The organism is Pseudomonas sp. LBUM1674 (genome assembly GCF_059695635.1).
Genome location: NZ_CP166779.1, coordinates 4,477,237 through 4,489,741 on the forward strand (window position 1 = coordinate 4,477,237; position 12,505 = coordinate 4,489,741).

Annotated in this window: 11 protein-coding genes and 2 pseudogenes; 3 read left to right on the top strand and 10 right to left on the bottom strand. The window is 61.9% G+C overall.

The window, feature by feature from the left end:
* Nucleotides 1-4 precede the first annotated feature (4 nt).
* Both ACA067_RS20635 and ACA067_RS20640 read left to right on the top strand, forming a co-directional pair.
* Nucleotides 5-1,552: a sensor domain-containing diguanylate cyclase gene (locus ACA067_RS20635; RefSeq protein ID WP_497458258.1), complete on the top strand. Its 1,548-nt coding sequence runs from the start codon at nt 5-7 to the stop codon at nt 1,550-1,552.
* Nucleotides 1,553-1,699 (top strand): annotated as a pseudogene (locus ACA067_RS20640) (alpha/beta hydrolase); the annotation flags it as partial.
* 24 nt (nt 1,700-1,723) lie between these two features.
* Here ACA067_RS20640 and ACA067_RS20645 read toward each other — a convergent pair.
* The 3 genes and pseudogenes from ACA067_RS20645 to ACA067_RS20655 all read right to left on the bottom strand — a co-directional run.
* Nucleotides 1,724-1,978 (bottom strand): annotated as a pseudogene (locus ACA067_RS20645) (DUF2628 domain-containing protein); the annotation flags it as partial.
* Nucleotides 1,979-2,099: 121 nt separating this feature from the next.
* A complete protein-coding gene (locus ACA067_RS20650) occupies nt 2,100-3,002 on the bottom strand; it encodes a universal stress protein (protein WP_497458259.1) in 903 nt (300 codons plus the stop codon).
* A 334-nt stretch (nt 3,003-3,336) separates the two neighbouring features.
* A complete protein-coding gene (locus ACA067_RS20655; RefSeq protein WP_497458260.1) occupies nt 3,337-4,050 on the bottom strand; it encodes a FadR/GntR family transcriptional regulator in 714 nt (237 codons plus the stop codon).
* A gap of 97 nt (nt 4,051-4,147) precedes the next feature.
* Between ACA067_RS20655 and ACA067_RS20660 the strand changes: the two genes are divergently transcribed.
* Nucleotides 4,148-4,891: a FadR/GntR family transcriptional regulator gene (locus ACA067_RS20660; protein WP_497458261.1), complete on the top strand. Its 744-nt coding sequence runs from the start codon at nt 4,148-4,150 to the stop codon at nt 4,889-4,891.
* 10 nt (nt 4,892-4,901) lie between these two features.
* On the opposite strand, the gene ACA067_RS20665 is transcribed toward ACA067_RS20660, so the two are convergent.
* The 7 genes from ACA067_RS20665 to ACA067_RS20695 form a co-directional block, all read right to left on the bottom strand.
* On the bottom strand, nt 4,902-6,725 hold the full coding sequence (locus ACA067_RS20665; RefSeq protein WP_497458262.1) for a glycosyl hydrolase family 28 protein: 1,824 nt from the start codon (nt 6,723-6,725) through the stop codon (nt 4,902-4,904).
* A 37-nt stretch (nt 6,726-6,762) separates the two neighbouring features.
* A complete protein-coding gene (locus ACA067_RS20670; protein WP_497458263.1) occupies nt 6,763-7,131 on the bottom strand; it encodes a 5-carboxymethyl-2-hydroxymuconate Delta-isomerase in 369 nt (122 codons plus the stop codon).
* A 29-nt stretch (nt 7,132-7,160) separates the two neighbouring features.
* Entirely contained in the window at nt 7,161-7,937 is a 777-nt protein-coding gene (locus ACA067_RS20675; protein WP_497458264.1) for an ABC transporter ATP-binding protein, read from the bottom strand.
* A 10-nt stretch (nt 7,938-7,947) separates the two neighbouring features.
* A complete protein-coding gene (locus tag ACA067_RS20680) occupies nt 7,948-8,787 on the bottom strand; it encodes an ABC transporter ATP-binding protein (protein WP_497458265.1) in 840 nt (279 codons plus the stop codon).
* 11 nt (nt 8,788-8,798) lie between these two features.
* Nucleotides 8,799-9,716 carry an ABC transporter permease gene (locus ACA067_RS20685; RefSeq protein WP_497458266.1) on the bottom strand — a complete coding sequence of 306 codons (918 nt, stop codon included), beginning with the start codon at nt 9,714-9,716 and terminating at the stop codon, nt 8,799-8,801.
* Nucleotides 9,717-9,778: 62 nt separating this feature from the next.
* Complete coding sequence (locus tag ACA067_RS20690; protein ID WP_497458267.1) at nt 9,779-11,389, bottom strand: ABC transporter substrate-binding protein; 1,611 nt, start codon at nt 11,387-11,389, stop codon at nt 9,779-9,781.
* Nucleotides 11,390-11,443: 54 nt separating this feature from the next.
* Nucleotides 11,444-12,481, bottom strand: coding sequence for an ABC transporter permease (locus tag ACA067_RS20695; RefSeq protein WP_497458268.1), 1,038 nt, complete (start codon nt 12,479-12,481; stop codon nt 11,444-11,446).
* Between the last annotated feature and the right edge of the window lie 24 nt (nt 12,482-12,505).

The following is a 12,505-nucleotide window of genomic DNA, read 5'->3' on the forward strand; positions in this document are numbered from 1 at the left end:
GTAAATGCTCGGACGCAAACCAACAGAGTCAAAGGCAGACAGCACCATTGAAACGTCCTCTACAAACGCGGTGCGAGCGGGAGCGACCTTCCGGCTCATCGTGAGCTTCATGCTGGTGGTGATCGTGGCCTTCCTGGCCGTTGAAGGTTGGCGGACCTGGCGTGACTACCGTTCTGCCTTTGCCTCTGCCCGCGACTCCGTGACCAATCTGGCGCGTGCAACGGCCCAGCATGCGGATGATGCCATTCGGCAAGTCGATGTGCTGACCGCCGCGCTCGGTGAACGGGTGGAAGGCGACGGCTTGCAGAACATCGACGTCCCTCGCATCCACAAGCTTCTGGTTCAGCAATCGAACATCATGCCGCAGTTGCATGGGCTGTTCATTTACGGTTCTGACGGGCAGTGGATCGTGACGGACAAGGCCGTGACCCCAGAGACCGCGAGCAACGCCGACCGCGATTACTTCCACTACCACCGCACTCACGATGATCGAAACGTGCGTATCGGTGAGGTCGTCAGAAGCCGGTCCACCGACGATCTGATCATTCCCATCTCTCGCCGATTGAACCATCCAGATGGCTCCTTCGCAGGCGTGCTGCTGGGTACGATCAAGGTCAGTTACTTCGTGGACTACTACGGCGATTTCAAAATTGATGATAAAGGCGCCTTGGTCCTGGCCATGCGCAGCGGAACCATCCTGGTGCGGCGTCCCTTCATCGCATCCGTCGTCGGCAAAAGCCTGGCGGACAGCGAGATTTTCCGGCGCTATTTGCCGAACTCCCACGAAGGCGTCGCAGAAGTCAAAGCGGTCACAGACGACACCGAGCGCCTGTACGCTTACAGAGCATTGACCACCTATCCCCTGGTCGTGGAAGCCGGCCTCTCTCGTGAATCCATCATTGCACCCTGGCGCCGTGATCTACTGAAAACCGGGTTGGTGCTGGTGTTCCTGATCGCGGTACTGGCGGTGTTCGGACTGATCGTCTTGAGTCAGCTGCGCCAGAGAATGGTGATGGAAAGAGAGCTGCGTCACGCGCACCAGGCCATGCGCGACATGGCATTGACTGACAGCCTGACCGGACTGGGCAATCGTCGACGCCTGGACAGTGCGCTGCTGGATCAGATTCGCTGGGCGCGGCGTCATGGTTCACCGCTCTCGTTGATCATGCTCGATGTCGATTATTTCAAGCGCTACAACGACAGGTACGGGCACGCCGCAGGCGATGACTGCCTGAGCGCGGTGGGCGGCGCGATCCAGCAAGTGGTCAAAAGACCCGGGGATCTGGCCGCCCGGTACGGCGGCGAAGAATTTACCGTGCTGCTTCCCGACACGGACAGCGCGGGCGCACTGAAGGTTGCCCACGATATCCTGCAGGCCATTCGATCACTGAACATCGAGCATTCCGAGCATCCCTTGGGTCTGGTCACTGCCAGTGCAGGCATCACTACACGTCAGCCGAGCATCGAAAACGTGACGCCGGCCACCTTGCTGAAGTTGGCTGACGCGCAACTGTATTTAGCAAAACACAGTGGGCGAAATTGCGTCATGTAGTGGCATGGCGCGGGCCAGTTCTCCAAGACCTGGGAAGCCACCGTCGATGGCCGCGAAGGCTTCCAGAACATCTTCCTGCGCCGCCAATCCGGTGTGTACCTGATAGACCAGCCGCGTCGTGGCGATGCCGGGCGCAGCATGGTCGAGGCGCCGCGAGCACTTGTCAGCGTATTACCAGCGCATGCCTTTGAATGGATTCCATCCCTGTTCGCCCTTCTGTTCCTTGAGGTAGTACGCGTAGTTGGTAGAAAGTGCGTACAACAGGTTGATAGCGAAACCCACGCCAAAGTTGACCTGCTTGGCAAATCTGAAATCGACCAGTGCATAGACGACCTCCAGCGCGACAGTCAGCGCAACGATGATCGCAATCAGCGTCAGGTTCTTCTTCCACAATCCCAGCACAAACAGGTAAATCGGTCCAAAGAAGAACGACGTCGCGCTGGCGAATACCGTCAAAAAATTTCGCCTGGACCACGGCGACCTCCGCCAAGGCCGCATCGAGCGCGGGCTCCATTTCCCGGGCTTTTTCCCGTCATAGCGAATCCATTCACTGATCCGCAGACCCTGTAACGGCGAAAATGTTGCAGGGCACTTTGTACAGAACATGCTCCGTCGTACTGCCCACCCATTTGCCCAGTCCCTTGCGATGCGCATTTCCCATGACGATCACATCGGCCCGGTGATGCGCTGCAAAGTCGGCCAGCGCTTTGCCAGGTGGCCCTTCAACGAAGTGTTGTCGCTCAGTGGGCACACCGTAGTGGTCGGCCAATGCGATAAATGTCTTTTGCAGTGATTTGCGCACTTCGCTGCTGAAACCTGGCATCGTCACTGCACCAGCGCCTGCGTCGGAAATATGGGTCAGCGATAGATCGTAGGCATGCAGCAGATGCAGTTCCGCGCTGCATTGCATTGCCAATCCGTTCGCCGCCTGGATGATGCGGTCGTTGATGCCAGTGATCTGAGTCTCAGGTTGTGACGGATCGACTGCCGCCACTACCACCCGCGGAAGTGGACACCTGACTTCGCTGACCAGATGCACAGCCACCGGACATTCGCGCAACAGGTGCCAATCCAGAGGCGTAATGAAAACGCGTTTGAGCGCTGACTCGTGTTGCACGTCCTTGATAACCAGATCCGGCTGCATTTCTGCCACATGAAGAAGTATTTCTTGCAGCGCGGTTCGCGTAACAAGCACTTCGGTACTCACCATGACCCCGCGCCCGCGGAGCAGATCGGCCTCATCCTTCAACCATTTTTCGTTCTCTTGCTGACAGGCCTCACGATAACGTGCACCAGCGCTCTTCAAACCCAAAAGGTTGGAGTCTTCAATAAACACCGTGATGTGCAGCGCTGCGCCAGTGGCTTCGGCAATGGCGACAGCTCGCTCCAACGCCGGGGTATGACGCATGGCGGGTCCGGCTATCAGAAATAGTCGTTGATACTGGCTCATGTAACACCTCCAAACGTTCCGGGATATCTAGCTCCCCCCAGTACTCTCGCGTGTCACACCATCGACGATTTACTATCGCCTCGACCATCTGGATCGACATCACCAATATACGCCTGAATTCCCCACTTGGCCGGATCGACTTTTTCAACAGAATCGGTCGATTGCGGCTCTTCATTAACGGCAGCCGAGAAAGGCTGCGATCCGGAGTGTCGGCGCGGTGAGTCGCTGTACAACAAAAATCAAGGGGAAATCCTCCATGGTCCAAACCCAGAGCGACTGAGCCGTCGCCCAGGTTTTCGTCTGCATGGCAAAAACGGCACATCCCGGGGAGCGGTCATTGAGCCGCTGACTGAACAACGCTGCGCGCGCGGTTTAGGCAATTGGTCAGGTGCAGTCGCATCGCCGCGCGCGCGGCCTCGACGTCCTCGCGCGCCACCGCGGCGTAGATCTGTTCACGCTCACGTACTTGCAAGCTGCGCAATTGCTCCGTAGCCGTAGGGCTTGTCTGTTGCGCGGCAGACACCAGCATACTGCCCAGGTAGGTCATGGCATCGATGAAGAAACTGTTCGCCGTGCACTGAGCGATCTGCAGGTGGAACTCGAAGTCCAGACGCGTACTTTGCTCACCGACCGGGTCCAGCGCGTGGGCCTCATCCAGTGCTGCGCGCATGGCCAACAACTGGCTGGGGGTGGCGCATTGCGCAGCAATGGCGGCGGCCTCCACCTCCAGGCTCAAACGCAGCTCGATGATCGCCACCGCGTCGTAAGCGCTGCCCTTTTCATGTTGGCTGCCCTGGAAGTCGCCGGGCCGGATGGTGTCGACCACGAAGGTGCCGATGCCACGGCGAGTCTCTACCAGACCTTCTGCCTGCAGTCGCGACAAGGCTTCGCGAACCACGGTTCGGCTGACTCCACGCTCCTGGGTGATGACTTGTTCGGTAGGGAGCTTGGTCCCCGCTGGCAGCTCGCCGGCGAGAATTTTTTGCGACAGGTCGAGCACCAATTTCTGGGCCAGGCTCAGGCGTCGATCAGGGGCAGCGCTCACCATGTAACAAATCCTTTCAAGCCAGACGATGGCGTCATTATACCCGCAGCCTTGGGTTGAAACGCACTATAATGCCCGCCGATCAGCCAAGAGCACGACGATGTCGGATTCATCCTCTCCCGCCAAAAACAAACCTCGCCGAATGGCCGAATCACTGGTCGAGCGCTTTGCCCAGCGCATGCGCGAAGGCGACCTCAAGCGTGGCGAAAAGCTGCCTACCGAAGCGCACATCATGGAGGCCGAAGGGGTCAGTCGCTCGGTGGTTCGCGAAGCGCTGTCGCGCATGCAGGCGGCGGGCCTGGTCGAAACACGTCACGGGGTCGGTACCTTCGTGCGAGACATGCCGGCACCCGAAGGGTTTACCCTGGGGCCGTCGACGATTGTAGTGCTGTCCGACGTGCTCGACCTGTTGCAGTTTCGCCTGAGCCTGGAAGTGCAGGCCGCCGGCATGGCGGCCGAACGTGCCACGCCGCAGGCACTCGAGGAGCTGGAGCAGGCCTTGCACGCGTTGCTGCAAGGTCCGGAAAAATCCGGCAGCACCATCAACGCCGATTTCCAGTTCCATCTGAAAATCGCCAAGGCCACCGGCAATCCCTACCTGATAGACATCATGAAGCACCTGGGTACCAAGCTGATCCCGCGCACCCGGATGAACTCCGCCTATACCGGCCAAAGCAATCGCAGCACCTACCTGCTGGGCATCAACAGCGAACACCAGCAGATCTTCGACGCCATCGCCAGCCGCCAGGTCGATGCGGCGCGTGCGGCCATGTACCTGCACTTGAGCAATAGCCGCATGCGCCTGCGTGAAGCGCAACAACGTCAAGCGTTCTACAACCAATGATCGCTGCCGGCTATTGAGCTTGCGGCGCTGGCTCCACGTCATGGAAGGCCAGCCCCTGGCTACCGCTAACCTGCCATGGATTGGCATCCCCGGCTTCACTGAAGCGAACAGTGTCAAATCGCGAATCCTTCAAGCCATCGATCTTCACCCCGGCCGGACCACTGAAGCGTACCCGTTCAAAAGCCAGGCCTTGATGCCAGGCATCGTGCCGGTTATCACCCTTGACTTCGATCGCCGCCATCCCGGCGTTCTCCACACTCACATCACTGACCCGGATATCGCGGAACTGCCCTGCTATGGTCGATTTCCTGTAGTCGAGCTTGGCATTCGGGTCGTTGTAATCAAGGGTGAAGATGAAGGCCTGCTTGACCGTGTTGCGAATCGCCGAATCACGGAAGGTCACGTTGCGTGCCCCGCCGCCCATGAAGTTGGTGCTCTTCATGCGCAGACCGGCATCGGTGCCATCGGAAACGTTGTCCTCGGCCAGGATGTTCTGAATCCACGCCCCGGTATGGCTGCCGGCGACGACCATGCCGTGGCCTTTGCGGAAGAAGTTGTTGAAGATCCAGGCATCTTCCTGGGGCTTCTGCTGCTCCGCTTCGCCGCCAGTGCCGGCCGCGAAGTTGACGCAGTCATCACCGGTGTCGAAGAAGTTGTTGAACACCATCGCGCCGCGGCTGTTGGCGAATTCGACACCGTCACCGTTATTGGCGTCGTAGGTCTTGTGTGTGGTATTGGCCAGCACCACGTTCTCGGTTTCCAGGTTCATGATGCCGTGGTAAGCGGGGTTGAGTACCGTGAAGCCGCCGTAGAAGACGTTCGTCACATCGCGCAGGGTGATCAGTGACGAGCGCATCTGACCATAGGCATCCTTGACGTTCATGCCTTCAGCCACCGCGCGTTCGACCTGGGCCTTGGCCAGCACGCCATCGTGCATGTAGCGGGTGTTGTCACTGGGCAGGTAGACCGGCAGCGGCTGGCCACGCTCGTCGACAACGTCGGCCTGGCGTTTCCAGCCATTGCCGTCGAGGGTGCCCTTGCCGACGATGCGGATGTTCTCGAAGGCCTGATGCTTGCGCGGGTCACGCGGCAAGGCGTTGATCAGCGAGGCCGGACGTATGGTGGTGCTGTACGGGTACTGGATATAACCCTCGCGCGGGTAGTCCTCGGCGCGCTCGGAGCCGAGCAGTGTCGCCCCCTCGGCGATCTCGAGGGTCATGTTGCTCTTGAGGTAAAGCGCGCCGCTCTTGTACGTACCGGCCGGCAACAGCACCTTGCAGCCCGGGGTGCAGGCATCGATGGCGCGCTGGATCGCGGCGGTGTCCAGCGTGCTGCCGTCACCCTTGGCACCCTGCTGTTTCACGTCGAACAGCGCTGGCACGGCGGTGGTGCGCTGGACCACCGCCGGGCTGTCGGCCGACTCCTTGCCGTCGCCGCCCACCGAGCGCACCGTGAAGCGGTATGCAGTGTCGGGCTTGAGGCCAAGCGCCGTGAAGCTGTGGATGGCGATACGGTGATGGAAGTGCCGGGTATCCTGCTCGTAGAACCGATCGATGTAAGGCCTGGCCGGCGACACCCGAGCATTGTTGGCGTTGGCCCCACCCAGCAGCTTGCCATTGGCGTACACATGATAATCGACGATGTCGGCGTGCCCTGCCGGCTTCTCCCACACCAGGATGATCTGCTGGTCATCATACGCAAGCGTCGGCACCTGGACCTTGGCCGGCGCCTCCAGCGCCCACAGCGGCAGACTGCAGCCCAAGGCCAGGGCAGCCAGCACTGACTGCGCCAAAGGGTGTCGGGTTGAAGCGACGGCAGGTCTCGCATACGGCATGTTTGTTTTCCTTGTTTGTGCACCTGAACCAAAAGGCTCAGATCATCAGCGCCGCCTGTTCGAGGTATTGGCTGCGATTGACGAAGGTTTCCCGCGGCATTTCCCGCACGTCCATGGACAACGCCTCGACCTCTGGCAGCAAGGCGACCAGCGCCGCCAAGGTCGCTGACGCGAGGCTGCGCCGTTGTTCAGCGCTGCGCCCGGCGAACAGGTACAGCGCCACGTGGACGAAATCATCCTGGGTGTCACCACAGCGGTAATGCTCGAAGCAGTTCAGGCGCGCCTTGATATCGCCGGGCTTGAACAAGCCGCTGGCGTCGATGGCGTCGTGCACGGCGGCCAGCAACCTCTGTTCGCCGACCCGATGAGCGAGGGCTGCCGGGCAATCGATAATGCAATGGGGCATGTTGAACTCCTTGGTTGAAAACGAAGTGCTCAGACCGTCGCAACCCGTGGCGACTCGGCACTGAAGTCGCGGCTGGCCTGTACCAGCATGCGGGTGTACTCGTGGCGGGCCAGGTCCTGGCTCAACGCCTGGCTGTCCAGACGCTCGACAATCCGCCCCTGCTGCATCACGGCGACCTTGTCGCACAGGTGGCTGACCACGCCGAGGTCGTGGGTCACCATCAGGTAGGTGAGCTTCTCGCGCTGACGCAGATCCGACAGCAGGTTGAGAATCTCGGCCTGCACCGAAACGTCGAGTGCCGAGGTCGGCTCATCCAGCAGCAACACCCGCGGCTGGAGAATCAGCGCACGGGCAATCGCCACGCGCTGGCGCTGGCCGCCGGACAACTGGTGCGGGTAGCGATAGCGAAAGCTGTCGTTGAGGCCGACCTTGAGCAGGATGTCGTTGATGCGGTCATCACGCTCGTCCATCCCGTGGATGGTCAGCGGCTCGCGCAACGCGGTGTCGATGGTGTGGCGCGGATGCAGCGAGCCGTACGGGTCCTGGAAGACCATCTGCACCTTGCGAAAGTGTTCCTTGGGGATCTTGTGCTGCAGCGGTACGCCGGCGATGCTCAGCGCCCCGCTCCAGTGCCGGTACTGGCCGGCCAGGCAGCGCAGCACGGTGGTCTTGCCAGAGCCCGACTCCCCCACCAGGCCGAACGACTCGCCGTCCTCGACACTCAGGTTGACGTCGTGCAGCACCTGGTTGAGCGCGGGGCCGACGCCGAAGCTCAGGTTCAGCGATTGTGCTTGGATCATGGACATGTCAATTACCTCAGCAGGTGAGCCAGAGCGGATCGCGTTGCAGCACCGGCAAGCGCGGGCGGCGGTTGTCCATGCTCGGCAGGGCCGCCAGCAGGCCACGGGTATAAGGGTGTTCGGCGTACTGCAGGTCGCAGGCGGCAAGCGACTCGACCACTCGCCCGGCGTACATCACCAGCACGCGGTCGCAGTAGTTGCGCACCAGGTTGAGGTCGTGGCTGACGAAGATCAGCCCCATCTGCTGCTCGACCACCAGCTCTTCGAGCACGTTGAGCACCTGCTGGCGCACCGACACATCGAGCGCCGAAGTCGGCTCATCGGCAATGATCACTTCCGGGTTGGTGATCACCATCATGGCGATCATGATGCGCTGGCCCATGCCGCCGCTGACCTCATGCGGGTAAAGGTTGTAGACACGCTTGGGGTCGCGGATGTGGACCTTTTCGAGCATCAGCAGCACCCGATCGCGGGCTTCGCTGCGGCTGGCCTTGTGGTGTGCCAGGTAGGCCTCGGCGATCTGGTCGCCGACCTTGACCACCGGGTTGAGCGAGTACTTGGGGTCTTGCATGATCATCGAGATGCGCTGGCCACGGATCTTCTGCATGGCCTTTTCGCTGGCGCCAAGCAGGTCGACCTCGCCGAACTGCATGGCCTTGGCGCTGATCTGCGTGCTCGCCGGGTGCAGCTTGAGCAAACTGCGCCCGACGGTGGACTTGCCCGAGCCGGACTCGCCGACGATGGCGAGCTTTTCGCGGCCCAGGGTGAACGACACATCGCGCACCGCGTGCATTTCTTTCTTGCCGTTGACGAAGCGCACATTGAGCGAATCGACATTGAGTTTGAGCGTCGACATAAAGCCTCCAGTTACTCGCTACGCGGATCGAGAATGTCCCGCAGGCCATCGCCCAACAGGTTGAACGCCAGGCTGACCAGCATGATCGCCGCACCCGGTACCGCGACCAGCCACCAGCACTCGAGCATGTAGCGCCGGCCGGTGGAGATCATCGCGCCCCACTCCGGCAGCGGCGCCTGTGCGCCCAGGCCGAGGAAGCCCAGGGCTGCGGCGGTGAGGATGATGCCGGCCATGTTCATGGTCAGGCGGATGATCACCGACGACAGGCACATGGGCACGATGTGGCGCAGGATGATGCGGCTCGAAGAGGCACCCTGCAGCTCCACCGCCACGACGAAGTCGGCCTTGCGCAGCGACAGGGTCTCGGCCCGGGCCAGACGTGCGATCGGTGGCCACGAGGTCAGCGCGATGGCGACCACGGCATGCTCGAGGCCAGGGCCAAGCGCGGCGATGAATGCCAGGGCCAGCACCAGGCTCGGGAACGAGATGAAGATGTCGGTGATGCGCATGAACACCGTGTCGACGATGCCGCCGAAATAGCCCGAGACGGTCCCGATGAACAGCCCGATCGGGCCGACGATGAGGGTGACCAGGGCAATGATGTACAGGGTGATGCGTGAGCCGTAGACCAGCCGGCTGAAGATGTCGCGGCCATATTCGTCGGTGCCGAACCAGTGCGCGGCGCCGGGTGCCTGCAGGGCATTGCCGAGGTTCTGCACCACCGGGTCGTGGGTGGCGATCCAGGGCGCGAAGGCGGCGACCACCATCAGCAGCAGGGCCACCAGCACCCCGGCCAGGGTCATCGGGTTGCGCAACAGGTGACGCAGCACCCGCAGGCTGCTTTTGTACAGCGCGTCGAGACTGGAGGCTGGCGTCTTGTCGGCCTGGCGCCCGGCGGTTGATTCGGTAGAAGACATGTTGGCAATCATCGGCATGCTCTCGATGTGAAATCATGGCCACCCGGGGCGTCCGTAGACGCCCCCGGCGGTGTTCAGCGTTGCTTGTAGACACCCAGGTAACGGGTCGCCTCGGCGTCATCGCCGACGAAGCCCTTGACGTCCACCGCGCTCACGGCGGTGTCGGTCATCTGCGAGATCATCATGATCGGGCCGACCTGCTCGTCGTACAGCTTCTGCGCCTGGTGGTACAGGCTCAGGCGCTTGTCCGCGTCGCGCTCGACACCGACCCGGTCGATCAGCTCATTGAGCTGGCGATTGAAGAACGACGCCCGCCAGCCCTGGAAGTTGGGCAAGCCGGCGGCGTCGCCGTTGTCCGGGTTGTAGATGAAGGTGCGCAGGCTGAAATACGGGTGCGGGTAGCGCTCGGCACCGCGAGCGACGATCATCTCGAAGTTGCGCGCGCGCATGGCGCCATACACCTGGTTGCCGGTGCCGGTGACGATGCTGGCCTTGATCCCGCCTTCGGCCAGGGTCGACTGCATGCGCGCGGCAATGTCGATGAACGGCGGCTCGGACAGGGTGCGAATGGTGGTGTTGAAGCCTTGGGGGTAGCCGGCTTCCGCCAGCAGCGCCTTGGCCTTGGCCACGTCCATCTTGTAGCCAGGGTCCGGCAGGCGCGCCTCCAGGCCCAGCTGCATCGGCTGCTGGTTGAGCTTGCCGTAATGCGGCATTACCTGTTCGTCGAGGCCCTGGTAGTCGATCAGGTTGCGCACCGCTTCGCGGACTTTCTGGTTGGCGAATTCGGGCTGCTTCATGCTCATCGCCACGTAATACATGGTGCCGCGTTGCAGCGGTTGCACCTGCAGCTTGTCAGAGTGCTCGATGGCTTTGATGTCGGGCGCGGCCATGCCGTAGACCAGGTCCAGGTCACCGCGCTCGAGCATCAGGCGCAACGATTGCGACTCGGTCATGTGGCGCACCAGCACCCGCTTCATTTTGGCCGGGCCAGCCCAGTACCCCTCGAAACGGCTCATCACCAGCGCATCGTTGGCGCTCCATTTGCTCAGGGTGAACGGGCCGCTGCCGGCTTCGTGGGTGACCAGCCAGGCGGCGCCCAGGTCGCCATTCTTCTCGTGCTTCAAGGCTTCCTGTCGGTCGACCACCACGGCGCTGGGCGAAATCGCCAGTGAGTCGATCACCAGCAGCGGGTCGGTCGGCTGTGGCAGGTCGACCACCAGGGTCTGTGCATCGGTGGCGCGGATCAGCCCCTGGATGTTGTCGACGCTGTAGCCGTAGGCCTTCCATGTGGTGGCCAGGCCGAAGTTGAGTTTCATCACCCGGTACAGCGACCACGCCACGTCTTCGGCGGTGAGGGCGTTGCCGGAGTGGAACTTGACGTCGCTGCGCAGGTGGAAGGTGATCTGCTTGCCGTCTTCGCTCACCTCCCAGCGTTCGGCCAACTGCGGCAGGTGTTTGTCCGGGTTGCCGTGGTCGCGCTTGACCAGCGTGTCGTAGAGGTTGGCGTTGACCCCGGAGGCATCCAGGCCCGGCGCGTTGGCCGGGTCGATGGAGAACAGGTTGACCATGCTCATGCCGACGATCAACTGGTCGGCAGGGGTCTTGGCCTGAACCGCGGCCATCGGGCTCAGCGCCATGACCGCGCCCAGCAAGCTCATGCGCAGGGTCGGGAATACAGTGTTCATGTGGGCATCCTTCTTTTTATAGTTTTTAACTGTGCTCACGCAGGCCATCGTGGCTCAGCGGGTCCGTGGGTCGAACACTTTGTACAGGGCATCGCTGATCAGGTTCAGGGCGACGAAGATCAGGCCGATCACCAGCACGCACCCCATCACCGCATTCATGTCACCGAGCATCAGACTGCTGGTCAGGTACTGGCCAAAACCGGGCCAGGCGAACACCGTCTCGATCAGCACCGCGCCTTCGAGCAGCGAGCCGTAGGCCAGGGCGACCACCGTGAGCAACTGCACGAGGATGTTGCGAAACGCGTGGTTCCAGACCACCTGGCGCCGCGACAGGCCCTTGACCCGCGCGGTGATGATGTATTCCTGGGACAGCTGTTCGAGCATGAAGCTGCGGGTCATGCGGCTGATGTAGGCGACCGAGTTGAGGCCGAGGATCAGCGAGGGCAGGACGATGTGGCGCAGCGCGCTGGTAAAGGCCTCCCAGTCACGCGCCAGCGCCGTGTCGATCAGCAGCAGGCCCGTGACGTCCGGCACCATGCCGTCGTAGGCCAGGTCGATCCGCCCTGCCCCACCCGCCCAGCCCAGCCAGGCGTAGAACACCAGCAGGCCCATCATGCCGACCCAGAAAATCGGCGTGGAGTAACCGAACAGGGTGATCACCCGTGCCACATGGTCGCCCAGGCGACCCTGGTTGCTGGCGGCGACCACACCCAGCGGCAAGCCGATAAGGATGCCGAACAGGATCGCCAGGGTGGCCAGTTCGATGGTCGCCGGGAACACTCGCTTGATGTCTTCGAGCACCGGGTGGCCGGTCAGCAGCGCGTTGCCGAAGTCACCGTGCAGCAGGTCGTTGAGGTACATCCCGAACTGGGTCCAGATCGGTTTGTCCAGGCCCATGGCCCGGTACACCTGGTCGTAGGTGGTGCTGTCGGCATCCGGACCGACCACGGCCAGCACCGGGTCCAGCGGCATCACCCGACCAATGAAGAAGGTCAGCGCCAGCAGACCCAGCAGGGTCACCAGGACGGTGCTGGCCCGGCGGGCAGTGCCGGACACGCGGGCGCCCAGCACAGAGGCAGTCGAAAGAAACATATCAGGCTCCTGAAAAAGCGTTCA

What these genes read in the sequence shown, in the direction of transcription:
- ACA067_RS20675 (WP_497458264.1), bottom strand. Translation starts at nt 7,937, where the DNA reads ATGTCCATGATCCAAGCACAATCGCTGAACCTGAGCTTCGGCGTCGGC.
- ACA067_RS20660 (WP_497458261.1), top strand. Translation starts at nt 4,148, where the DNA reads ATGTCGGATTCATCCTCTCCCGCCAAAAACAAACCTCGCCGAATGGCC.
- ACA067_RS20680 (WP_497458265.1), bottom strand. Translation starts at nt 8,787, where the DNA reads ATGTCGACGCTCAAACTCAATGTCGATTCGCTCAATGTGCGCTTCGTC.
- ACA067_RS20655 (WP_497458260.1), bottom strand. Translation starts at nt 4,050, where the DNA reads ATGGTGAGCGCTGCCCCTGATCGACGCCTGAGCCTGGCCCAGAAATTG.
- ACA067_RS20685 (WP_497458266.1), bottom strand. Translation starts at nt 9,716, where the DNA reads ATGATTGCCAACATGTCTTCTACCGAATCAACCGCCGGGCGCCAGGCC.
- ACA067_RS20650 (WP_497458259.1), bottom strand. Translation starts at nt 3,002, where the DNA reads ATGAGCCAGTATCAACGACTATTTCTGATAGCCGGACCCGCCATGCGT.
- ACA067_RS20695 (WP_497458268.1), bottom strand. Translation starts at nt 12,481, where the DNA reads ATGTTTCTTTCGACTGCCTCTGTGCTGGGCGCCCGCGTGTCCGGCACT.
- ACA067_RS20690 (WP_497458267.1), bottom strand. Translation starts at nt 11,389, where the DNA reads ATGAACACTGTATTCCCGACCCTGCGCATGAGCTTGCTGGGCGCGGTC.
- ACA067_RS20635 (WP_497458258.1), top strand. Translation starts at nt 5, where the DNA reads ATGCTCGGACGCAAACCAACAGAGTCAAAGGCAGACAGCACCATTGAA.
- ACA067_RS20670 (WP_497458263.1), bottom strand. Translation starts at nt 7,131, where the DNA reads ATGCCCCATTGCATTATCGATTGCCCGGCAGCCCTCGCTCATCGGGTC.
- ACA067_RS20665 (WP_497458262.1), bottom strand. Translation starts at nt 6,725, where the DNA reads ATGCCGTATGCGAGACCTGCCGTCGCTTCAACCCGACACCCTTTGGCG.